The following is a 21,804-nucleotide window of genomic DNA, read 5'->3' as shown; positions in this document are numbered from 1 at the left end:
GCGCTGGAGATGACGTTGCCACTCCGTTGCTAACGCCCAATTGATGGCAAGCAATGCTCCTCCCTCTCACCACGCGCCTCAGCACCGCTTGAAGCAGGAGCATCAACACTTCACTCCGCTCCGCGGCGCACCAGGAACTCCACAAACGACTCTTCCTCCGCCTCCTTCGCGTGGTCAAGTGCACCGCCTTCGTTGACATCCGCCCCGCGGTCAAGCAACAGCGTTGCGACGATGATCTTTTCATCGCTGCTCAAAAGTTCGTCTCGCGCCAGCCACACCAAGGCCGGCTCATCGTCTTCGTCTTCAGTGCAAGGATACGTGTCGGCTGCAAGGCCCGCGTCCAACAGTGCGGTCACCAGCTCCAAATCCGCTTCAAGGCATGCGTGGTGGAGTTGAGGAAAAGGAAGCTCCTGCCCGCGCACTAGCAGCAGCGGAGGCAGGCCATCCACGGCCTCATGCATCTCGTCGAAGATCGCTTTGAAGTCAGGGTTCGACGCATATGCCTTGCCCCAACCCAGTGCTTCCGCTTTTGCTTCCATGCACAGAATCCTTCTTGGTTAGATTGTATGGCTCTCGGACCGCGGCCTATGGGCCCGGCGCGTGTCCGACGTGACCGTGGCCATCCCTACCGCTTGATCTTCTTCAGCAACCAGAGCGCCGCCTCGGCCCGTTCCTCTGGGGAGAGCTCCTCCAACGCCAAAATTACGTCGGCGGTGTGATCGTCCTTAGCCACTAGGTAGGCCATCGGCACCTCCAGGGTGTCCGCCAGCTTGCCCAGCGCATCGAGATCGATGCCGCTCGTCTCGTTCTCGTAACGGTTCACTCGGCTGCTGGCCAGCTTCTTATCAAGCCCCATAAGCACCCCCAGCGCGCGCTGGCTTGGGATGGCGCGGAGCTCTCTGGCCTGCTTCAGGCGAGCGGCAAATAGCGAACGGGGGGAAGCCTTGGGCACGTGAACAGATGTTGAAAACTTGGGAAGACAGCATGACTTGGTCCCTCAATGCATGGCAGACTCTTCGTGAAATGTAGCACTCTCCCGACCAACGACAGGCGTTTTCATGAAGAAGATCAAGACAAGGATGGCCGCCAGCTTGGCTGCGGCGTTGCTTTTGGCCGCCCAAGGCGCAGGCGCGCAAAGCCACCCTGAGCAGGAAGAGGTTCCTAACAAGCCGGGCTTTTTCCGGCAGTTGGGCAGCAGCCTCAAGAACGCCGGGCAGCAGATGGTCGGCGTGAAGCCGGCCCAGGGCGGCTTCAAGACCGATGGTGCCCCTGGTGCGATCTACACCCCGATCAGTGGCGCCAGCAAGCTGCCCAACCTCTTCAGGTCGGACAACCACCAACAGGCCCAACTGGGAAAGCTCGATTGGCCCCGCGTCGCGTTGACGTTTCAGGAATGGGGCGCCTCTATGCCGTGCTGGACCGTTGAGGCCCGGATTTGGACCAGTTCCACCGTCTCGACCACCGAGACGTTCAAGGCGTGCTCGGATGCCCCATTGAGGGAGACCGACGACCTCGGTGAGGTGGCCGAACTCAACGACGCGGCCCTTTGGAAGGGCAAAGACACGCTGCGCGGCATTCGGGTCCTGCCGAGCAAGCCGAACACCGGCACCCAGCGGTCGACCGGACCGAACCCGCCGGCGCAGCCGTTCCAGGTCAACGTGAGCCGGGATGCCGTGGCCAACCGTGCAGTCGAGGTCGCGCTACGCGCTGCCTGGGTTAGCGGCTTCATTCAGACCTCGGACCTCCACCCGGGCCCGTCGGGAATCCTGACCCCATTTAGGGATGGCCGCATGTGGATCGCCGGGTTCAAGCCGGAAGGCAACCGCGACCGCTGAAGCACCCCGGGCCTTGCGCCCTCACCAAAAGGGAAACGACATGAAAGCATGGATCCTGGCCGCTGCGGCGGCCCTCACGCTGACTGCCTGCAGCGGTAAGCCCTCCGAAGCGGAGGCCAAGCAGGCACTGGCTGACCTGATGGCTCAGAGCGCATCGGCGCCTATCGTCATGATCGATGGGTTCACCCTGACGGGGTGCACGCCGGCGGAGGAGACGGACGGCTATCGGTGCGATACCCGAGGCACCGTCGTGATGGACGTGATGGGCAACCGAGTTCCGCTCCCCGTCGACAAAAACCTGCGCTATGCGAAGGTCGACGGCGCTTGGAGGGCCTACGTCCAATGAAGACTCAGTCTCCCTCCCGGCGCTTTGACGGCACCAAGGTAGAGCCTCGGGCTAAAAGGCTTATGACGCCGCGAAGCCGCTTCTTCGCGTGGTATGCCTGCTCGCTCATCATGCTGGGGCCATTGGGGTTCGTAGTCGGCCCGCTGGGGGCCAGTTACATGACCGGGCGCGCCGAACGTGCATATCCCCAAGAAGCCTACGCGGCTCGGCAGCGCGATGTGGGGTTCAACGTCGGGCAGTGGTGGATCATGGGACTCTTGACCCTCCTTGGCGGGATCGGGACGCTCGTGCTGCTCCAAGCGCTACCGATGCTGGCCTTGGTGCTTTGGGCGCAGCTGGCTAACGGGTGAGCAAACGGGGCCAGACAAAGTTCGCCCGGTCTCGGTGCACTCGGTTGCCGGGCCGGTAACCCACCCCTCCCCGCCCTTAGCCTGCGCAACGTCACGCCGTGAACCCCGAGAGCTCGGCGTGACGGGAGGGCTTAGACACAAGCACACCAATGGAAAGAAGCCAACAGCTGCTGCGCGGCTCGATGTCTTCACAGACGACGACACAGAGTTGACCGAACACTCACCGTTGGCAAACTTGCCAAGGTGTCTACTCCACGCCAGTTCGTCGAAGCCCGACGAGAGGCCACCGCGAAATGCCATATACAGGCCTTTTCCTCCTACGCCATGCGTCCGCCGACTCTGACCGCGAAAGTGGCCTGGTAAGTAGGGTCACCGCGGTGAAAGCGACCTGCCTGAGTTGCGAGCGACTGGTGGACGCCACCGACTCCCCGGATCTGGAAATCGTTACTGGGGGTGCGATTCTCTATTGCCGGGGCTGCGGGACTCGCCAAGTCATCAGCAATGCGCACTTCGATGAATTCTTGGCTCGCACGCGGAGGGACTGAACCTCAGATGGATGTAGCTACCTTGCAACGGGCCTAATTTGTGGCTTGGTCGCCCCGCCGCGAGTATGAGCGAGGGCTTCGGCGCATGCGTTCGCAAGGGACGCCGGATTGGCTTGAACCAGATCGGCTGATGGCGTCCTAGCATCAGATTGCTGCCACATCGGTGATGATCGCCTGTCCGTTGCGCAGATCTGCCACCAGCAGCCGTCCCCCAGCCACGGTCCGACCCACGCTCTCGTTGAGGTAGGCTGCCTGCAGGTGGCCGGCCTCCAGGACGGCCTCAAGTTCGAAGCTGTCCGGACGCCCACGCAGCGGCTCCCCAGGCGACGCCATACCGCCTTCCAATGGCTGCACCCGTGCCGGACCACCGCCCGCATCCTTGGCATAGGCCGTGGCCATCATCCGGCCGTTCTTCGGCGACCAGCCGCCCAGAACGAGCTCGCTGTGCAAGATGCCCCTCGACATGCCCGCGTCCTCAGCCGCCTGAAGGTAGTTCGGCCAAAGATGATCCATGACTAGACCCAGCTCGGCCATGAGCTGCTCCATCGTGAAATCCGCGCGGAAGCTGGCCTGAAGGCACAGCTCGTAGATCTTCAAGAAAAACTGGGCGGAGCCACGACTGGCCAGCACCAAATTGTGTTGCGGGATGAGCAGCAGCTTGGCGCCCGCCGACGACTTCTGAGTCAGTGCGTCCTCGGCCCACGTATCGACCGCGACGAGCAGCTGGTCAGCGCGTAGCAACACATTGAGGATGCTCATGGGAGGGTCCCTAGCCGAAAGAAGAAGGCTATCGTCGGCCCGCCCAAACTGTCCATAGATGCCCCTGCATTACTCGCTGATAGGCATCGAGCTATGGGTCCGCGCGCCCCTTCGGCCGACAGGAACCAAGGAGACCCATCCGCACCCCGCAGCTCGGAAGCTGATGATCCCGCGAGACCGTTTCTTCTGGTGGTATTCGGGAGCCTTGCTCCTCTTGGGACCTTTCGGATTCGTCGTCGGGCTGCTCATCGCCGGACGCGCAAGCCGGAAGGCGACCCTGGGGCATCCGGTCAAGGCGCGTGTGACCCAAGCCACGGACACGGGGTTCGCTTGGTGGCAGCGGTGGGTCATGGCCTCGCCGACCCAGCTAGGCGCGCTCTGGGTGTTCGGGCTGTTGAGTGGGTTGCTGATGTTCCTGCTTGTGCTTTATTCGCTGATTACCGTCCCTCAGCTTTAATCAAGTAAGCATGTGACGTGGAAAAAGGGCCCCGACTGAGGGCCCTTCATGCTTCATCGTCTTACCATGGACCACGACTCAATGGGTGTTAAGTCGTCTATTGTTCATCGCCTTTACAACCATCAAATCATCAGAAATGACTACCAAAGTGATGATTAACGTCGGCACGAGCAGCGCAGCAATCTCAGGGAAGGCAACCCATCCAAGTGCGCAGCTTACGAACGTAGCAACTTGCGCAAGCAAAACGCCCCATAGGCGCAGCCGACCCCCGCGAGAGAGATTGCGAACATTATCCATGTGGTCTTTCCTTCTTGGTTGAACCCGAAGAACGGGATTACCCAAGCAGCAATAGCAACAACTGAGAGATTGTCAAGGATTCCTGCAAACCCTTTAATCTGCTCATCATTTTTCCAGATACGTTTCATATAGGCCTGCCCTTTAAATATTGTTAGTCAAAATAAGGTCTTGCCTTGCTACTTGAAGCTCATTGCCTCCTCGGGAGAAGGCGCAGAGCTTTCAACCCCACTGACTGTTTTCCCAGACCTCTCAGCTTTTCTGTCACCGTGAAAGCACGGCTGTATGTCGAATGATGCTCGTCATCAAGTTCGTGCCCGACGATCTGCGCCCTGAGCTCAGACACCACGCCAGCCCCCTGCAACTCCTGGATAAACGTCTTCCTGAGCGAATGGAATCCACGCTTAGCAGGCTCCCAGCCCCTCCCCACCTCGGAAAGGTGCCGACTAAACGCCTTGGTGATCCAGTTGCCCTGCCCGTTCACCGCCGTGGCCTTGGCCGCCGGGAACAGCCTTGTCTCACCAGCCTCACGCTTCCCGTCGACCCACTCCAAGAGTCCCATCTTGAGCAATTCGGGATGTAGCGGCACGGTGCGAAGGCTCACTTCTGTCTTGACTTTCTGGTGCTCGCCCTCGTCTGAGATCCGGATACACGGGATACCGTCCTCCTCAAACACGTCCTTGATGAGGAGCTGACCGACCTCCGACGCCCTGGCACCGGTGTAGAGCCCAATGAGAGAAGCCCAGCGGGCCGATTCGGACAGTTTGGCCAGCGCCTCAGGAGCGAACAGGGCTTGAATCTGCGCACGATCGTAAGCTTTGAAGCCCAGCTTCTTCCGGGCGCGCTTTTCGCGCTGGGAGTAGCTCACATGGCCCGAAGCCGGGTTGTCACCCCGCGGGTAGTGACCAGAAGCCATGGCCCACTCGAAAAAGCCGCCCTTGCCGCCGATATAGGACTGTTTGTTCGTCAGGGTGGGCGTGGACGCCCCCTTCTCCCGCATGTCCTGATACCAACGGGCCAAGTCCGATCGCGTGATGGTGTGGACCTTGGCCTTCGGCCCCAAGAAGGCCACCAATGCCTCGATGGCCGTCTTCTTGATCGTGTAGGTCTTGGGGAGGGTTGAGGACTTGAGCGTCGCCAGGAACGCATCTCGCGCCTTTCCCAAGGCGATCGTCTCGATCGCTTGGGCCGGTGGTGCTGCAGATGCTCGGGTCGCCTGTGGCCATATCTCGCGGGCCGGCCCCCGGTGGGCTGCTTCAGGCTGCTGGAGCGTTGCCGCCATGGCCTCCAGCTCCATCAACTGCCGGTAGAGCTTCAAGTCCTTCGGACTGTCGATCTGCCACTGCTCCGTGACCGTCCCGTCCGTCGCCCGGGTGCGGTTCAACGTGAGTTCGCGCAGGTTCTCAGCGCTCGTCAAACGATCAATGAGAAGGTCAGCATCCGTTTTGCTGAGCTTGGCCACGCGTTGATCCTTCAACTGTGCGAAGAGCCGAGCATAGCCTGCGCCCAGCACGACCGCACGCACGTGGGCCTGAACCAGGTCTTTCGTTCGAAGGGTTCGTTTGATCAGCCGGCAGTCGAGCACGGCTTGAAGGTCGACGGGAACACGCTGGACGAAAGACCAGCGACCGGTCTCGGACCGACTCAAATGGTGAGGGATACGCATGCGATTGTCGCCTCTGCATGCTTTCCGTCTACCAATCAGGACACATCAAAAGTTCTTTTTTAGAATCAATGATTTATACGTGATTGGCGGAGAGAGTGGGATTCGAACCCACGGAAGGTTTGACCCTTCGCCGGTTTTCAAGACCGGTGCCTTAAACCGCTCGGCCATCTCTCCGTATGTCGCGCGCCGGCCTTGCGCCGGGCGCGTATTCTCGCATGAGCGGCCGGGTTTTCCCAAGGCCGCCCGTGATGCGGCTCAGCCGGCATCCACCGCCAGCGCACCCAGCGCGCTGGCCTTGATCTTCTCCTTGGCGCGCTCGCAGGCGCCGCCGCAGTCCAGGCGCGAGGCTTCGAGCTGGGGCGGCAGGTGTTCGGCGAGGAAGTCGATGAACACGCGCACTGCCGGTAGCAGGCCGCGGCGGGAGGCGAACACGGCGTGGCAGATGCCCTGCGGCAGCGACCAGTCCGGCAGCACCACTTCCAGCTCGCCATTGCGCACGGCTTCGGCGCACACGGTTTCCGGCAGCATGGTGATGCCGAAACCGTCCTTGACCATGCTCTGCAGCAGCGGGAAATCGAAGCCGGCCACACGCGGCTGCAGGTCAACGCGGCGCACCGCGCCTTCCGGGCCGTGCAGCTCCCAGCGCTGGCGGGCTTCGTCTTCGCTGATGCTCAGGGTGACGTGGTTGGCCAGTTCGTCCGGGTCCTTGGGGCGCCCTGCGCGGTCGAGGTATTTGGGACTGGCGACCAGCAGTTCCTGCACCTGGCCGAAGCTGCGCATGACCAGGCTGCCGTCGTCATCCAGCCGCGAGCGCACGCGCAGGGCGACGTCGTAGCCTTCATTGATGATGTCCACGCGTCGGTTGCTGATGTTCAGCTGCAGCCGCACTTTCGGGTACTGCGCCAGGAACTTGGGCAGCAGCTTGGGCAGCTGCATCTGCGCCAGCGACACCGGTACGCTGGCGCGCACGACGCCGCGCGGCTCGGCGCTGAGGCGGTCCACCACCTCGCGTGCGGCCTGGGCCTCGGCAAGCATGGTCTGGGCATGGCGATGGACGCTGGTGCCGACGTCGGTGACCGCAAACCGGCGCGTGGAGCGCTGCAGCAGGCGGACGCCCAGGTCGGTCTCCAGCTGGCTGATACGGCGGCTCAGGCGGGATTTGGGGATGCCCAGCGCGCGTTCGGCCGCGGCAAAGCCCCCGTGGTCCACCACCATCGCGAAGTAGTAGAGATCGTTGAGGTCGTGCATTCCGAAGTTCCAGATTTAGAACAATACGTGGCATTCAACCACCTTTATCCCAAACTAGCAACAACCTATCGTGTTCTCCGTCGGCGGCGTCTACCGCCTCTCCCAGAACAAGGTACATGCCATGAAGCTTCTTCACATCGACGCCAGCGTCCTTGGCGACAACTCCGTCTCCCGCCAGCTGTCGGCCGCCGTGGTCCAGCAGTGGCGCGACCAGGTGCCGGATCTGGAGGTCAGCTACCGCGACCTCGACGCCCAGCCGGTTGCCCACCTGCGCAGCAGCTCGCTGGCCAAAACCGACGCGGCCGAAGCGGCCGATGCCGAACAGGTGCTGGAACAGTTCCTGGCCGCTGACGTGGTGGTCATCGGCTCCCCAATGTACAACTTCAGCGTGGCCTCCACCCTCAAGGCGTGGATCGACCGCCTGGCCGTGGCCGGCCGCACCTTCAAGTACACCGAGAACGGCCCGGTGGGCCTGGCCGGTGGCAAGCGGGTGATCGTGGCCAGCAGCCGCGGTGGCCTGCACACCGGTGCCCCGACCGATTTCCAGGACCCGTACCTGCGCCAGGTGTTCGCGTTCTTCGGCATCGACAACGTGGAGTTCGTGCGCGCCGAAGGCATCGCCTACTCGCCGCAGCACCGCACCGATGCGATCGCCGGTGCGCTGGCCGCGCTGCCGCAGCCGCAGGCGCTCGCCGCGGCCTGAGTCGTTCGACCCATCCCGTCCCCTCCCCCTCGTCGTGACGGTGTGGTGCGCGGCAACCGGTTCTCTCTCCCCTGCCGGTTGCCGCGCCTGATGGCCCCTTTTGGGGCCATCTTTTTTCTGGGAGGTTTTTTTGGTGGCGCGCGATGGTAGAGCAGCCGGGTGGGACCCGGCTCTACGGGTGATTGCGGGTAGGCTTTGTGTTCCTCCGCAATGGATTCCCGTACATGCGCTACACCGTTGTTGCCTCCCACCGCAGCGAGTTTCCCCAGCCGATCACCTTGAGCCGTGGCGACGTGCTGGTGGTTGGCGAACGCTACCAGGGGCCCGAAGGATGGGACGACTGGTATCTGTGCGAGGCAGCAGGCCAGCAACCGGGCTGGGTGCCGGCGCAGGTGATCGGGCGCGATACGCAGCAGCAGGCGTTCGCGCGGGAGGAGTACTGCGCGCGCGAGCTGGATGTGGATGTTGGCGGGTTTTTCGTGGATCAGCCGATGGTCTCGATGCCGCCCATGTACGGTTTGAGCGCGTCGGGGACCGTGATGCTGCCGTCGGCGTTCTGATAGTTCTCCATCACCGCGATCATCGCGCGGCCGATCGCCACGCCCGACCCGTTGAGGGTGTGCAGCAGCTCGGGCTTGCCGGTATCCGGATTGCGCCAGCGGGCCTGCATGCGGCGCGCCTGGAAGTCGCCGCAGTTGGAGCAGGACGAAATCTCGCGGTAGGTCTCCTGCGAAGGCAGCCACACTTCCAGGTCGTAGGTCTTCACCGCCGAGAAACCCATGTCGCCGGTGCACAGCAGCACCTTGCGGTACGGCAGGCCCAGCGTCTCCAGCACCACTTCGGCGCAGCGGGTCATGCGCTGGTGTTCGTCTTCGCTCTGCTCGGGACGGCACGCGGTGACCAGTTCGACCTTCTCGAACTGGTGCTGGCGGATCATGCCGCGCACGTCGCGGCCGCCGCTGCCGGCTTCGGCGCGGAAGCACATCGACTGGGCAGTCATGCGCAGCGGCAACTGGTCGGCATCGACGATCTCGTCGCGGACGATGTTGGTCAGCGGCACTTCCGAGGTCGGGATCAGGTAGCGGGTCGACTCGCCAACGGCGGTCTTGAACAGATCGTCCTCGAATTTCGGCAGCTGGCCGGTGCCACGCAGCGAATCTGCGTTGACCAGCAGCGGCACGTTGGTCTCTTCATAGCCGTGCGTGCCGGTGTGCAGGTCGATCATGAACTGACCCAGGGCGCGGTGCAGACGCGCCAGCGGCCCGCGCAGCACGGTGAAGCGCGCGCCGGACAGCTTGGCGGCGGTTTCCGCGTCCAGCCCTTGATTGCGGGCGCCGAGCTCGACATGGTCGAGCACCGGGAAGTCGAAGCTGCGCGGGGTGCCCCAGCGCTTCTCCTCGACATTGTCCGATTCGTCCTTGCCGGGCGGCACATCGTCGGCAGGCAGGTTGGGCAGGCCCAGCGCGATCGCTTCGATCTTCTCGCGCAGCTCGTCCAGGGCCACTTCGGAGGCCTTCAGCTCATCGGCGAAGGCAGCCACTTCGGCCATGATCGCCGACACATCCTCGCCCTTTGCCTTGGCCTGGCCGATGGCCTTGGAACGGCTGTTGCGCAGGCTCTGCAGCTCCTGGGTGCGCACCTGGATGCGCTTGCGGTCAGCTTCCAGCGACTCCAGCGCGGAGACATCCAGCTCGAAACCGCGCGAGGTGCGCAGGCGTTCGGCAAGGTCGGCGGGCTGTTGGCGGAGCAGGGCTGGATCGAGCATGGCGTGGGAAAGGTCTGCGGGTCTGGAGGGGGATTATCGCCTGTTATGCGGATTTCTGCCGCCCTGCAGGCCCATGACACGCGCCAGTCAGCGGGTCCGTGGCAGAATCGGGGGGTTCACAACGGTATGGCTCATGTCCGCTTCCCGCTCTTCGTCTGGCAAGAACATCACCTTCCACCTGCCCCGTCGCAGTCTGATCATCGCGGGCATCGCCTTTGGCGTCGGCCTGCTGTTGTTCCTGGTGGTATGGCTGAGCAGCCGCAACAACGACTTCTACAAGGCCAGCCCCGCGCAGACCCCGCAGCAGGTGGCCGAGATCGAGCCGCTGCCCGAACCCCTGCCCGCAGCGGCCGGCTCCAGCGACATGCCCGACGCCAAGGCGCCGCCGGCCGGTGAGGATGTGCCGCAGCTGGTGGAAACCGCACCGCCTCCGCCGCCGGCCGCCGCCCCGGCAGCGCCGGCGCCGGAAACAGCCCCGGTGGCGATGGCCGCCGGCGACCGCCCGATGCCGATCGCCGACCAGTCGCCGCCGCCGAGCTATCCGCCGGGCGCGCTGCGCCGGGGCGAGAGTGGCAGCGTCGTGGTGCGCGTGGATGTGGATGCGACCGGCGCGCCGGTGGATGTGACCATCATCCAGCGCAGCGGTTCACGGGACCTTGACCGCGCGGCCACCGACGCCGTGCGCCGTTGGCGCTTCCAACCCGCGCAGAGCAATGGCCAGCCGGTGCCGGGCAGCATTGAAGTGCCGTTCGACTTCAAGCAGGAGTAACACGGCGGCGGTTGCATAACGGCTCAGCAAGCTGAACCCCGTCGGCAATGCAGTCGCCGCGTTGACGTTGCGCTGACACATCCGGAACCGGGCCCGGGCAAGACTGCGGGTGTCGCAACGACACCAGGAGTCCGATATGAGTGTTATCCATCCGGAAATGCATGCTTCGCCGCATCAGCAGCGCGACGTCATCGATGAACCTGGCCGCCGGCGTGCGTCGCCCTGGCTGTGGATGGCCTTGATCGTGGCGATGTTTGCCGCCGCGCTGGTCTGGCTGCGCTATGCCGCGCCGGGCGAACCCGCCGCGCCGCCGGTCGGTGAGCGCATGTTGCCTGCCACCGAAACCCCGGTAGCCACGACCGCGCCGGCCCCGCGCCAGGCGGCCCCGGCCAACGCCACGCAACAGCGCAAGGCGGCCCCGGCGGTACGCAACCGCGATGCGCGCCCGCTGGCCAGCAATGCCAAGCCGGCCTATCCGCGCAGCGCTCTGCGCAGCGGCGTGGAAGGCAGCGTGGTGGCCAGCCTCAACGTGGATACACGTGGCCAGGTGACCAATGCCAGCATCGTGCAGCGCAGCGGCACCCGCGACCGCGATCTGGACCGTGCGGTCCTGGGCACCGTCCGCGACTGGAAGTTCGAGCCGGCGATGCACAATGGCCGTGCTGTGGCCAGCGTGGTGCGTGTGCCCGTGGATTTCCGCACCGAGCGCTGATGCAGGCGGTGGTGCGTAACGAAAAGGGAGGCCGTTGGCCTCCCTTTTTCGTGGGGCGGATGCCACCGTGTGTACGCGGTCGGATCAGCCCTGGCGCAGCCCGAAACCCGCGCCGGCAGCCAGGCCGTCGAAGTCGGGGAAGGACGTGGCGACGTTGGCGATGTCGTTGACGCGCACTTCCCCAACGCTGAGCTGGCCGGCGATGGCGAAGGCCATCGCGATGCGGTGGTCACCGTGGCTTTCGATGGTGCCGCTGCCCAGCACGGCACCGCCGTGAATGGTGGCACCGTCGTCGGTTTCGTCCACCTGCACGCCCAACGTGCGCAGTCCGGTGGCCATCGCGGCCAGGCGATCGGACTCTTTCACCCGCAGTTCGGCGGCACCGCGCACGACGGTATTGCCCTGCGCGGCGGCCGCGGCCACGAACAACGCCGGGAACTCGTCGATCATGTCCGGCACCAGCGCTTCGGGGATCTCCGCGCCATGCAGCGGGGCATGGCGCACGACCAGATCGGCCACCGCTTCGCCGCCATGCTCGGCATGGTTTTCCTCGACGATATCCGCGCCCATCAGACGCAGCGCGGCCAGCAGGCCGGTGCGGCGTGGATTCAGGCCAACGGCGCGCAGGCGCAGCATGGAACCGGGAATGATGCTGGCGGCGACCAGGAAGAAGGCGGCCGAGGAGAAGTCGGCCGGCACCGCGATATCGGTCGCGCGCAGGCGCTGGCCGCCGCGCAGGCGGGCCTGGCCCGGCGAGAAGGCGATGTCCACGCCGAACGCGCGCAGCATGCGCTCGGTGTAATCACGGGTCGGGTGCGGTTCGCTGACCGAGGTCTCGCCCTGCGCATACAGACCGGCCAGCAGCACGGCGGATTTGACCTGTGCGCTGGCCACCGGCGAGGCGAAGTCGATGCCGTGCAGCGTATGGCCGCCCTGCACGCGAAGGGGGGGGGTACCGTCGGCCTCGGTCGCGATCTGCGCGCCCATCTGCGCCAGCGGGCCGGTGACGCGGCGCATCGGGCGGCGTGACAGCGATGCATCGCCGACCATCACCGAGTCGAAGCGCTGCGCGGCCAGTACGCCGGCCAGCAGACGCATGCCGGTGCCGGCATTGCCGCAGTCCAGCGGCGCGGTGGGCGCCTGCAGCCCATCCACACCGACACCGTGCACGATGCGCTGCGACGGCGACGGGGTGTCGATGCGGACGCCCATCTGCGCAAAGATCGCGGCGGTCGCACGGGTGTCTTCGCCTTCCAGAAAACCATCGATGCGCGAGACGCCATCGGCCAGCGCGGCGAACATGACCGCGCGGTGGGACACCGACTTGTCGCCGGGAATGGTCAGGCTGCCCTGCAGGGGCTGGCCCTTGTAGGCGATCCAGTACGGAGAAACGGTCATCGTCGGTCCTGTGTGGCAGCCGCGCGCACGGCGCGCGGCGTGGTTCGGAGGGAGCAGCCACGGCGTCGCGCGACGCCGGGCCGGTGCGTCGCGCGCGGTACGCGGCGACGCGGATCAATCAGGGCACGGCCACCGGGTACGAGCCCAGCACTTTGATCTGCGCCGAGTGCGCTTCCAGCTCGGCCAGCGCGGCCTGCATCGCCGGGTCGTCGATATGGCCGGCCAGGTCGATGAAGAAGCCGTACTCCCACTTGGCATTGTGCGACGGGCGCGATTCGATGCGGTTCATGCTGATGCCGTGCCGCGCGAACGGGCTGAGCACGTCGAACAGGGCGCCAGGCTTGTCGTGGATGAACACCAGCACCGAGGTGCGGTCGTGGCCGGACGTGGGGAAGATGGTGCGGCCCACGACCAGGAAGCGCGTGGTGTTGTCGGCGTCGTTCTGGATCGGCTTGGTGACGACCTTCTTCAGGCCGTACACGTGCCCGGCACTCTCGCCGCCGATGGCGGCGGCATCGTCGGCATTGCGGGCACGGCGGGCGCCTTCGGCATTGCTCGACACCGGAATCCTTTCGGCCTTGGGCAGGTTGGCGCGCAGCCACGAGGAGGTCTGCATGAACGACTGGGGATGGCCGTACACGCGCTCGACATCATCCAGCCGGCCGCTGCGCGACATCAGGTACTGCTGCACGCGCAGTTCCACTTCGCCGCAGATCTTCAGGTTGGAGGTGAGGAACATGTCCAGGGTGATCTGGATGGTGCCCTGCCCCGAGTTCTCGACCGGCACCACGCCGAAATCGGCGTTGCCCGCCTCCACTTCCTGGAACACTTCCTCGATACTCGCCAACGGCAGGCCCAGCGCCGAGCGGCCGAAATGCTTGAGCACGGCCTGCTGGCTGAACGTGCCTTCCGGACCGAGGTAGCCGATTTTCAGCGGCTCCTGCTGGGCCAGGCAGGCCGACATGATCTCGCGGAACACATGCACCAGCACTTCGTCGCTGAGCGGGCCTTCGTTGCGGTCCACCACCATGCGCAGCACCTGCGCTTCCCGCTCGGGGCGGTAGTAGTCCACCGCGGCGGCAAGCTTGCCCTTGGCCTTGCCGACCTGGTGGGCGAACTGCGCGCGCTCGGCAATCAACGCCTGGATGCTGCGGTCGATATGGTCGATCTTGGCTCGCACGTCCGAGAGCACCGGCGCCGGCAGCGCGCCATCAGGCTTGGACGCGGCCTTGGGCTTGGGCTTGGGCTTGGGCGTGGCCTTGGGCGTGGCGGCGGCCTTGGCGGTGGATTTGGCGGGTTGTTTGGCCATCAGGGATTCCAGGTGCAATGGGGCGGCAGGCGCCCCGGTCGAAACGTGAGAACTCAGCCGTGGCGCTGCTGGAAATCGCGCATGAACGCGGCCAGCACGCGGGCGCCCTCCACCGGCATGGCGTTGTAGAGCGAGGCGCGGATACCGCCGACCGCCTTGTGCCCCTTCAGCGCCAGCAACCCGACCGCCTTGGCGTCACTGACGAAACGCGCGTTGAGCGTGTCGTCGGGCAGGAAGAACGGAATGTTCATGCGCGAGCGTGCCGCCGGCACTACGTCGTTGCGGTAGAAACCGCCGGACGCATCAATGGCCCCGTACACCAGCGCCGCCTTGGCGGCATTGCGGCGGGCGAATTCCTCCACGCCACCTTCGGCCAGCATCCACTGGAACACCAGCCCGGCCAGGTACCAGTTCCAGGTCGGCGGCGTGTTGAGCATCGAATCGCGCGCCACGTGCGAGCGGTAGTCGAAGATGTCGGCGCGTGGCTGACCGGTGCGTTCGAGCAGATCGCGGCGCACGATCACCACCGACACACCGACCGGGCCGAGGTTCTTCTGCGCACCGGCGTAGATCAGGCCATAGCGGCTTACGTCCAGCGGCTCGCTGGCGATGGACGAGCTGAAATCAGCGAACAGCGGCACGTCGCCGACGTCCGGCGTATCGCGGAACTCGACGCCGTGGATGGTTTCGTTGGCGGTGATGTGGACGTAGGCCGCGTCATCGGACAAACGCCAGCTGTCGCGCGCCGGGATGTCGTGGAAGCCGTTGGCTTCGCTGCTGGCGGCGACGTTGACGTTGACGTAGGGGGCAACCTGCTTGATGGCGGTCTTGCCCCAGTGCCCGGTAACCACGTAGTCCACGGTTTGCCCGGGGCCGGCGAAATTGAGCGCGAGCAGGGCCTGCTGGGTGGTGGCGCCACCGGCCAGGAACAGCACGGCGTAGTCGTCGGGAATGCCGATCAGACGGCGCAGATCCGCGTCGGCCTGCGCGGCCACGGCCATGAACTCCGGCCCGCGGTGGCTCATCTCGACGATGGAGGCGCCGGCGCCGTTCCATTCCAACATCTCCGCCTGCGCCTGGCGCAGGACCGATTCCGGCAGGGTTGCGGGGCCGGCACTGAAATTGAACGCGCGCGTCATGTCACACCTATGGGGCAAGACCCCTAGTATGCCGCAGCGCACCAGGCTTTAGGCCTTGCCGCACAAGGCGAATTTGGTTGCAAACGAATCTATCGGTCAGCGCGCGCCGAACCAGAGCAGCCCGCTGATCGCACCGGCCAGCAGCACCGCACTGGCCAGCAGCCACGGCCAGCGCTGCACGCGCGGCCGGGTAGTGGCGACATCGGCATCGGCCGGCGCGTCGAGGGGTTCGTCCTCCTCCGCCTCCACTGCGCGTCGGCGGCCGTCGTGCGGCACTTCCAGCACGAAACGGTGCTGGGCATCGAACACCAGCTGATCGCCGGGCTGCAGCCAGCAGTGCCGCACGGTGATGCCGTTGACCCGGGTGGATTCGCCCGCGCCGAGGTCGCGCAGCAACAGGCGCTCGCCGTGGCGTTCCAGGCGGGCGTGCTGCTCGGCGAAGGCCGGATCGTCAATGACGATGTCAGCCTCGACACTGCTGCCGATCACGCGCGGCCGGTCGAGGGTGAAACTGCGGCCGTGGTGCTGGCCGCCCACGCCACGCAGCAGGCGCGGGTCGTCGCCCCCCTCGTCGCTGCGCGCCGGTGCCTGGGCCAGCGCTTCGCACTCGCCCTGCACCACCATCTCCACGCCGTCGGCATACACCGCATCGCCGGGACGCAGCAATGCCATGCGCCGGACCGGGCGGCCGTTGACGTGGATGCCACGGATACCGGTGGCGACCTGCAGCCACAGGCCACGGTCGTCCAGACAGAACTGGGCCAGCAGCAGCGTGCCCGGGCTGTCGTCGGCCAGCCGGACGGTGCCCGAGGCGTGGCGCACGATGCGATGCACCCCGGGCCGCAGGGGCTGGTCGGGATGTTGGCGATGGGTGAAGTGGACTCGCAGGTTCTGCACGCGGCGAAAGCCTAGCAGGTTGACTGTCAGGGAAGAAGAAGTGTGACGCAGACCTTGGAGTTGGCGCGCAGGATGCGCACAATGCACCCCCTTTCCCTGCCACGGTCCGCCAGGAGCCCCCATGTCCAGCATCGATATCCGCCACGCACATTCCCTTCCCGCCGACGGCGCACGCCAGGCGATCGAGGATGTGGCGGCCAAGCTCTCCGAGCGCTTCGGGCTGCAGTCCAACTGGCTGGGCGATGTGCTGAACTTCTCCGGCTCCGGCGTGGATGGCGCGATCGCGCTGCTGCCCGGCCAGGTGCACGTCACCGCCAAGCTGGGCTTCCTGCTCTCGGCGATGAAGGGCATGGTGGAAAGCGAGATCCAGCGCGTGCTCAAGGAAAAGCTCGGCTGAACCGGCGGCACGCCATCACCCCGCCGCAACGGTCGGGGTGATTACGATCCCAAGGAGTCCACCAACGGGATCGCAGCATGAATGCACACGACGAATTCGACGAGCGCAACCCGGGCGAGAAGCCTTCGTTGCAGGACCAGGCCGAGCGCTTCTCGCGCCGGCTGACCGGGTCAGCCCACCAGGTCTGGCTGGCCGGGCTGGGCGCGTTCGGGCGTGCACAGGCCGAAGGCAGCCGCGTGTTCGACACGCTGGTCAAGGAGGGCGAAACCCTTGAAGCCCGCAACCGTGAACAGGCCGGCGACACGCCGCGCTGGCGCGACAGCGTGGAAGAACACCTGGGCGATGCGCGCGAAAAGGCGGCCGGGACCTGGGACAAGGTCGAGAAGGCCTTCGATGACCGTGTCCAAGGCGTCCTAAAGCGCCTCAACATTCCCACGGCCGAGGATGTGGCCGCGCTCAACGCCCGTATCGATGCGCTGACCGCACGCGTCAACCGCGCCGAGAGCCGCAACGCCTCGCCCAATGCGGACCCGTCGCCGGGCAGCCACCAGTCGCCGGGATCGCCCCCCTGATCGCCCGCCACTGCGATTGTTGCAAAGCAGCAGGACTTTGTTGACAATCCGGATCGACCCGCCAATCGCTTCTTCGCCGTTTGTTCCCTCCCCTCACGGCTACGGATTGGCGGGTTTTTTGTGCCTTGCATCACACCGCACAGCCGGGTGGGCACATATAAACTGTTGATCGTTCTTCCCTGTTCAGATCAAGCATCTAATGTTCTCCTGGATTCTGGCCCTGCTGCTGGCCCTCATTGTGTGGTTCCTGGCGACGGCCTACCTGTGGCTGGTCAAGCGGCGGCAGAAGGAGACCCAGCTCGGGCTGAACGCGCTGGCAGGGATGCATTGGCGGGATTTCTCCGAGATCGTGCGCCGGGCCATGCGCGAGCAGCGCGGCCTGAAGGATGTGCCGGGCGAGGCTGACGACAGCCGTGAGCCACGCAGCGACTTCATGATGGACGACGGCCAGCACCGCTGGCTGGTGTCCTGCAAGCACGGCCGCGCCTACCGGATCGGCACCGCCGCGGTGAACGAGCTGGGCGCCGCCGCGCGCTTGGCCGGTGCCCGTGGCGGCGTCCTGATCACCGAGGGCCGGGTCGAGCGTGATGGCCGCCTGGCCGCCGAGAAGCAGGGTGTGGAAGTGCTCGACGGCCACCTGCTGTGGCCGCTGCTCAAGCCCTACCTGCCCGGCGACATGGAAGCGCGGGTGCAGGCCGGCGCGCGTCGTGAGGCGATCCGCCGGATTTCGATCGCTGCGCTGGGCTCGCTGACCCTGGGCCTGTTGGTGGGCATGGGCTACCTGACCTCGCGCCTGGAGCATGGCGCAGCAGTGGCCCCGCCGGCCGTGGCCCCGGCGCCGGCCCCTGCCGCAATGCCTGCCCCGGCCCCCGCACCTGCGCCGGTCACCGCCGCACCGGCCCCGCCGGCGCCGGCAATGGAGGCCAACCCCGACACTGCCACCCTGGACCGCTATCAGCAGGAACTGTCGCGCGCCCTCGCCGGGCAGCCCGGCGTGGCGAGCGGCATCTGGCTGACGCGGCAGACGCTGGCCATCAACCGCACCGGCGAGATCGACCAGGTGTGGCCGCTGATCTGCGCCGAGGTGACCCGCTATCCGGCACTGCGCACCGTGCGCATCCAGCTCAACCCACGCCCCGGTGTGGACGAGCCGGTCCGCTGGCGCCAGTGCGCCACGCTCTGAAGCACCGCAGCAGGGTCGAGGGCCGCGCCGCGCGCAGCCTCAGCGCGCGCCCGGTGAGAAACGCGCCACCAGGTCCCAGGCATCGCCCAGGAACATCTGCCGCACACAGGTGATCGGCTGCTCACCGCGCCAGGTCAGGCGGTCGATCACCAGGCATGCCGTACCGGGTTTGACCTCGAGCAGCGCGGCAGCGGCGTCGTCGGCGCCCCACGCACTGATGCGGTGCTGGGCGCGCGTCCAGGACACGTTCTGCAGCAGCCAGCTGCCCGGCGCGGTGGTGGCGAAATCCACCTCCAGCACCTCGGGCACGCCGACCGGGCTGATCAGGCGGTGCTCCAACGCGAAGGGCCGCCCATCGGCACGGTGCAGGCAGCGGATCGCCAGCAGTTTCTCGCCGCCGGCCAGCGCCACCTCTTCGTCGGCCTCGGCGCGCGGGGCGCGATAGGCGCGCTCGAGCAGCTGATAGCCGTACGCGTGGCCACGCGCGCCGACCGCCATTGCGATATCGGGAATCTCCAGCGCCACCTGTTCCAGGTGCGGCGGTTGCCGCGCCACGAAGGAGCCGGCGCGGCGGCGGCGTTCGATCATGCCACTCTCGGCCAGCGCGGTGAGCACCTTGTTCACGGTCATCCGCGAACAGCCGTACTGCTCCATGAGCTCGTGCTCATAGGGAATACGGAATCCCGGCGGCCACGTCCCACTGAGGATGCGGCTCTCCAGATCGGCGCGGATGCGCTGGTTGAGGGTCGGTGCTTTCTTGCCCGTCACGCGGGATTCCTGGGAGGGCGCGGCCGGCGGTCAGCCGGCCTGCAGAACAGTACGAAGGGCGTTGGCGAAGCGGGCGGCCACAGCATCGCGCTGCAGATGGCGGCCCTCGCCGACCAGCTGGCGCCCCTGGCGCCACACCGAACGCACCGCGCCATTACGTGCGGCGAACACCCAGCTGTCAAGCAACGCATCGCCCTCGCGCGCGATCAACGCCGGGTGCGCGGCGTCCAGCTCGACCACATCGGCCGGTGCGCCCACCTGCAGCCCCGTGGCCACGCCCAGCGCCTGCCCGGCACCGCGCAGCGACTGCTCGAACAGCCAGCGCCCGCTGGACTGGCCGTCGCCCGGGGCCAGCACGTTGCGCCCGCGGACGTGCAGACGCTGACCGTATTCGAGCAGGCGCAGCTCTTCGGCCGCATCGATCAGCACGTTGGAATCCGAGCCAACGCCGAACCGGCCGCCGGCGCGCACGAAGGCCTGCATCGGGAACAGACCATCGCCCAGGTTGGCCTCGGTGATCGGGCACAGCCCGACGACGGCCTGGCTGGCCACCATCCGCTGCACTTCGTCGGCATCCACATGGGTGGCATGTACCAGGCACCAGCGCGCGTCCACCGGGGCATGCTCGTACAGCCAGCGCACCGGACGCAGGCCGCTCCACGCCACGCACGCATCGACCTCGCGGGTCTGCTCGGCAATGTGGATGTGCACCGGGCCGGCGGTAAGCGGCAGCAGCGCGGCCAGTTCGTCGCCGGTGACCGCGCGCAGGCTGTGCGGGGCGATGCCGAGCACGGCATCGTCGCTGCCGCGCAGCGCGTGCGCGCAGCCCTGCAGCAGTTCGGCGAAGCCGTCCACATCGTGGATCAAGCGGCGCTGGGCCGGGTTGGGCGCGACGCCGCCGAAGTCGGCATGCGCGTAGAACACCGGCAGCAGGGTCAGCCCGATGCCGCTGCCCTGTGCGGCCGCCGCGATGCGCGCGGCCATCTCGGCACGGTCCGCGTACGGGGTGCCATCGGCGGCATGGTGCAGGTAGTGGAACTCGCCCACGCGGGTGAAGCCCGATTCGAGCATCTCCACATAGGCCTGTTCGGCGATGGCCTGCACCGCGTCCGGCTGCAGGTGCGCCAGGAAGCGGTACATCAGCTCGCGCCAGCTCCAGAAGCTGTCGCCGCTGTTGCCGCCGATCTCGGTCAGGCCGGCCATGCCGCGCTGGAAGGCGTGGCTGTGCAGGTTGCCCAGCCCCGGCACGGCGATCGCCAGTGCGGTATCACCAGGCTGCGCCGGCACCCCGGCGGTCACCTCGACCAGCGTGCCGCCCTGGCAGGCGATGCGCACATCACGCGCCCAGCCGCTGGGCAGCAGTGCGTGGGCGGCGTGGAAAACGAGCAGCGGAGCGGGGTTGGCTGGCATCACTGGACATCCCGGAAGAGGCGCCTATATTGTATAGACATATACACCAATGTGGTTGCTGCCATGCACTGTGACACCCTCTGGTACAACGCCCACCTCATCACCGTCGACGGCCCCGGCCTGGCGGTGATCGGGAACGGCGTGATCGCCGCCACCGACGGTCGCATCGTGCACGTCGGCCCGGCCGGCTCGGAGGCGCACCTGCAACCGGCCCGGCGCATCGACTGCGGCGGCCGCTGGATCAGCCCGGGGCTGATCGACTGCCATACCCACCTGGTCTACGCCGGCAACCGCGCCGGCGAGTTCGAGCAGCGTCTGCAAGGCGTGAGCTACGCCGACATCGCGCGCGCCGGCGGCGGCATCGTGTCCACCGTACGCGCCACCCGCGCCGCCACCGACGACGCGCTCATCGCCGCGAGTCTGCCCCGGCTGGACGCGATGCTCGCCGAAGGCATCACCACGCTGGAGATCAAATCCGGCTACGGCCTCACCCTCGCCGACGAAAGCAAGCAGCTGCGCGTGGCCCGCACCCTGGGGCAGCGGCGCGCGGTCGAGATCGTGCCGACTTTCCTCGGCGCCCACGCCATTCCGCCGGGAAGCACGGCGCAGGCCTACATCGACGAGGTGTGCGGGACGATGATTCCCGCCATCGCCGCCGAGGGCCTGGCCGAGGCAGTGGATGTGTTCTGCGAGACCATCGCCTTCAGCGCCGAACAGGCCGAACAGGTATTCCTGGCAGCCAAGCGCCACGGGATGGCGATCAAGATCCACGCCGAACAGCTCAGCAACCAGCACGGGGCTGCACTGGCCGCCCGTCATGGTGCGCTGTCGGCCGACCACATCGAACACCTCGACGCCGACGGCATCGCCGCGATGGCCGCCGCCGGCACCGTGGCGGTGCTGCTGCCGGGTGCGTTCTATTTCACCCGCGATACCACCCTGCCCCCGATCGCCGCCCTGCGTGCGGCCGGCGTGCCGCTGGCGCTGGCCACCGATTCCAACCCCGGCACGTCACCGCTCACCAGCCCGCTGCTGGCGATGAACATGGCCGCCACGCTGTTCCGCATGACCGTGGAGGAGTGCATCGTGGGCTTCACCCGGGAGGCCGCGCGCGCCCTTGGCCGCGCCGACCGCATCGGCCGCCTGGCGGTCGGCCTGGACTGCAATCTGGCCCTGTGGGACATCGATGCACCCGCCGACCTGGTGTACCGCATGGGCTTCAACCCGCTGCACGCGCGCGTGATGCGCGGCGTATCCGTCTGACTTCTGTGATGTCTGGAGA

At 66.4% G+C, this 21,804-nt stretch carries 25 protein-coding genes and 1 tRNA gene; 12 read left to right on the top strand and 14 right to left on the bottom strand.

All coding sequences use genetic code 11. From position 1 onward, the window contains the following. Positions 1–110 precede the first annotated feature (110 nt). Both ACPEH1_RS03520 and ACPEH1_RS03515 read right to left on the bottom strand, forming a co-directional pair. Positions 111–539 carry a hypothetical protein gene (locus tag ACPEH1_RS03520; protein WP_152153286.1) on the bottom strand — a complete coding sequence of 143 codons (429 nt, stop codon included), beginning with the start codon at positions 537–539 and terminating at the stop codon, positions 111–113. Positions 540–625: 86 nt separating this feature from the next. Beyond that, entirely contained in the window at positions 626–952 is a 327-nt protein-coding gene (locus ACPEH1_RS03515; protein ID WP_152153288.1) for a helix-turn-helix domain-containing protein, read from the bottom strand. Positions 953–1,058: 106 nt separating this feature from the next. Between ACPEH1_RS03515 and ACPEH1_RS03510 the strand changes: the two genes are divergently transcribed. Genes ACPEH1_RS03510 through ACPEH1_RS03500 form a run of 3 tightly spaced genes read left to right on the top strand, consistent with a single transcriptional unit; the run spans position 1,059 to position 2,531 of the window. Beyond that, positions 1,059–1,835, top strand: coding sequence for a hypothetical protein (locus ACPEH1_RS03510; protein WP_152153290.1), 777 nt, complete (start codon positions 1,059–1,061; stop codon positions 1,833–1,835). Between the two features lie 40 nt (positions 1,836–1,875). After that, positions 1,876–2,181, top strand: coding sequence for a hypothetical protein (locus tag ACPEH1_RS03505; RefSeq protein WP_152153292.1), 306 nt, complete (start codon positions 1,876–1,878; stop codon positions 2,179–2,181). Then, entirely contained in the window at positions 2,178–2,531 is a 354-nt protein-coding gene (locus ACPEH1_RS03500; protein WP_153165309.1) for a hypothetical protein, read from the top strand. Before ACPEH1_RS03505 ends, ACPEH1_RS03500 begins: the two co-directional genes overlap by 4 nt. A 689-nt stretch (positions 2,532–3,220) precedes the next feature. Here the strand turns inward: ACPEH1_RS03500 and ACPEH1_RS03495 are convergent. Further along, positions 3,221–3,835: a hypothetical protein gene (locus ACPEH1_RS03495; protein WP_152153296.1), complete on the bottom strand. Its 615-nt coding sequence runs from the start codon at positions 3,833–3,835 to the stop codon at positions 3,221–3,223. 163 nt (positions 3,836–3,998) lie between these two features. On the opposite strand from ACPEH1_RS03495, the gene ACPEH1_RS03490 reads away from it, so the two are divergent. Next, positions 3,999–4,292, top strand: a complete 294-nt coding sequence (locus tag ACPEH1_RS03490) for a hypothetical protein (RefSeq protein ID WP_152153378.1) — start codon at positions 3,999–4,001, stop codon at positions 4,290–4,292. A gap of 78 nt (positions 4,293–4,370) precedes the next feature. Here ACPEH1_RS03490 and ACPEH1_RS03485 read toward each other — a convergent pair whose 3' ends face one another. The 4 genes from ACPEH1_RS03485 to ACPEH1_RS03470 all read right to left on the bottom strand — a co-directional run bounded on the left by ACPEH1_RS03485 (position 4,371) and on the right by ACPEH1_RS03470 (position 7,500). Next, on the bottom strand, positions 4,371–4,589 hold the full coding sequence (locus tag ACPEH1_RS03485) for a hypothetical protein (protein WP_152153298.1): 219 nt from the start codon (positions 4,587–4,589) through the stop codon (positions 4,371–4,373). 187 nt (positions 4,590–4,776) lie between these two features. Continuing rightward, positions 4,777–6,252, bottom strand: a complete 1,476-nt coding sequence (locus tag ACPEH1_RS03480) for a site-specific integrase (protein ID WP_152153301.1) — start codon at positions 6,250–6,252, stop codon at positions 4,777–4,779. An 84-nt stretch (positions 6,253–6,336) separates the two neighbouring features. Continuing rightward, positions 6,337–6,426, bottom strand: a tRNA-Ser gene (locus ACPEH1_RS03475). A gap of 81 nt (positions 6,427–6,507) precedes the next feature. Next, positions 6,508–7,500, bottom strand: a complete 993-nt coding sequence (locus ACPEH1_RS03470) for a LysR family transcriptional regulator (RefSeq protein WP_017357441.1) — start codon at positions 7,498–7,500, stop codon at positions 6,508–6,510. 121 nt (positions 7,501–7,621) lie between these two features. Between ACPEH1_RS03470 and ACPEH1_RS03465 the strand changes: the two genes are divergently transcribed. Both ACPEH1_RS03465 and ACPEH1_RS03460 read left to right on the top strand, forming a co-directional pair. Further along, the gene (locus tag ACPEH1_RS03465; protein WP_026071002.1) at positions 7,622–8,203 is read left to right on the top strand and encodes an FMN-dependent NADH-azoreductase; all 582 of its coding nucleotides are present in this window, start codon (positions 7,622–7,624) and stop codon (positions 8,201–8,203) included. 224 nt (positions 8,204–8,427) lie between these two features. Next, positions 8,428–8,763 carry an SH3 domain-containing protein gene (locus ACPEH1_RS03460; RefSeq protein WP_423715244.1) on the top strand — a complete coding sequence of 112 codons (336 nt, stop codon included), beginning with the start codon at positions 8,428–8,430 and terminating at the stop codon, positions 8,761–8,763. Here ACPEH1_RS03460 and serS read toward each other — a convergent pair. Next, complete coding sequence (serS, locus tag ACPEH1_RS03455; RefSeq protein ID WP_017357439.1) at positions 8,688–9,968, bottom strand: serine--tRNA ligase; 1,281 nt, start codon at positions 9,966–9,968, stop codon at positions 8,688–8,690. The genes ACPEH1_RS03460 and serS overlap by 76 nt on opposite strands. A gap of 133 nt (positions 9,969–10,101) precedes the next feature. Here serS and ACPEH1_RS03450 point away from each other — a divergent pair, with 133 nt between their 5' ends. Together ACPEH1_RS03450 and ACPEH1_RS03445 are read left to right on the top strand one after the other, a co-directional pair. Then, positions 10,102–10,737, top strand: coding sequence for an energy transducer TonB (locus tag ACPEH1_RS03450; protein ID WP_136005464.1), 636 nt, complete (start codon positions 10,102–10,104; stop codon positions 10,735–10,737). 136 nt (positions 10,738–10,873) lie between these two features. After that, positions 10,874–11,449 (top strand): energy transducer TonB, encoded by a 576-nt coding sequence (locus ACPEH1_RS03445; RefSeq protein ID WP_423715243.1) that lies wholly within the window; start codon positions 10,874–10,876, stop codon positions 11,447–11,449. An 84-nt stretch (positions 11,450–11,533) separates the two neighbouring features. Here the strand turns inward: ACPEH1_RS03445 and aroA are convergent, their stop codons facing one another. The 4 genes from aroA to ACPEH1_RS03425 form a co-directional block, all read right to left on the bottom strand. Further along, complete coding sequence (aroA, locus tag ACPEH1_RS03440; protein ID WP_017357345.1) at positions 11,534–12,847, bottom strand: 3-phosphoshikimate 1-carboxyvinyltransferase; 1,314 nt, start codon at positions 12,845–12,847, stop codon at positions 11,534–11,536. A 118-nt stretch (positions 12,848–12,965) separates the two neighbouring features. Next, entirely contained in the window at positions 12,966–14,156 is a 1,191-nt protein-coding gene (pheA, locus tag ACPEH1_RS03435; RefSeq protein ID WP_312709059.1) for a prephenate dehydratase, read from the bottom strand. Positions 14,157–14,209: 53 nt separating this feature from the next. Beyond that, positions 14,210–15,295 carry a 3-phosphoserine/phosphohydroxythreonine transaminase gene (gene serC / locus ACPEH1_RS03430; protein ID WP_423715242.1) on the bottom strand — a complete coding sequence of 362 codons (1,086 nt, stop codon included), beginning with the start codon at positions 15,293–15,295 and terminating at the stop codon, positions 14,210–14,212. 96 nt (positions 15,296–15,391) lie between these two features. Further along, positions 15,392–16,192, bottom strand: a complete 801-nt coding sequence (locus ACPEH1_RS03425; protein ID WP_017357342.1) for an FHA domain-containing protein — start codon at positions 16,190–16,192, stop codon at positions 15,392–15,394. Positions 16,193–16,313: 121 nt separating this feature from the next. Between ACPEH1_RS03425 and ACPEH1_RS03420 the strand changes: the two genes are divergently transcribed. The 3 genes from ACPEH1_RS03420 to ACPEH1_RS03410 all read left to right on the top strand — a co-directional run bounded on the left by ACPEH1_RS03420 (position 16,314) and on the right by ACPEH1_RS03410 (position 18,344). After that, the gene (locus tag ACPEH1_RS03420) at positions 16,314–16,589 is read left to right on the top strand and encodes a polyhydroxyalkanoic acid system family protein (RefSeq protein ID WP_017357341.1); all 276 of its coding nucleotides are present in this window, start codon (positions 16,314–16,316) and stop codon (positions 16,587–16,589) included. 77 nt (positions 16,590–16,666) lie between these two features. Beyond that, a complete protein-coding gene (locus ACPEH1_RS03415; RefSeq protein WP_017357340.1) occupies positions 16,667–17,161 on the top strand; it encodes a phasin family protein in 495 nt (164 codons plus the stop codon). A gap of 199 nt (positions 17,162–17,360) precedes the next feature. Beyond that, the gene (locus ACPEH1_RS03410; protein WP_423715241.1) at positions 17,361–18,344 is read left to right on the top strand and encodes a restriction endonuclease; all 984 of its coding nucleotides are present in this window, start codon (positions 17,361–17,363) and stop codon (positions 18,342–18,344) included. 39 nt (positions 18,345–18,383) lie between these two features. On the opposite strand, the gene hutC is transcribed toward ACPEH1_RS03410, so the two are convergent. Then, positions 18,384–19,112: a histidine utilization repressor gene (hutC, locus tag ACPEH1_RS03405; RefSeq protein WP_017357338.1), complete on the bottom strand. Its 729-nt coding sequence runs from the start codon at positions 19,110–19,112 to the stop codon at positions 18,384–18,386. A gap of 30 nt (positions 19,113–19,142) precedes the next feature. Then, the gene (locus tag ACPEH1_RS03400; RefSeq protein WP_423715240.1) at positions 19,143–20,522 is read right to left on the bottom strand and encodes a formimidoylglutamate deiminase; all 1,380 of its coding nucleotides are present in this window, start codon (positions 20,520–20,522) and stop codon (positions 19,143–19,145) included. Between the two features lie 63 nt (positions 20,523–20,585). Between ACPEH1_RS03400 and hutI the strand changes: the two genes are divergently transcribed. Further along, positions 20,586–21,785 carry an imidazolonepropionase gene (gene hutI, locus ACPEH1_RS03395; RefSeq protein WP_026070981.1) on the top strand — a complete coding sequence of 400 codons (1,200 nt, stop codon included), beginning with the start codon at positions 20,586–20,588 and terminating at the stop codon, positions 21,783–21,785. The last annotated feature ends 19 nt before the right edge of the window (positions 21,786–21,804 follow it).

It is taken from the genome of Stenotrophomonas sp. NPDC077421, from assembly GCF_049545505.1.
GTDB lineage: Bacteria > Pseudomonadota > Gammaproteobacteria > Xanthomonadales > Xanthomonadaceae > Stenotrophomonas > Stenotrophomonas nematodicola.
The sequence above is the reverse complement of the archived record's forward strand: the minus strand, read 5'-3'. Positions and strand labels throughout refer to the sequence as shown.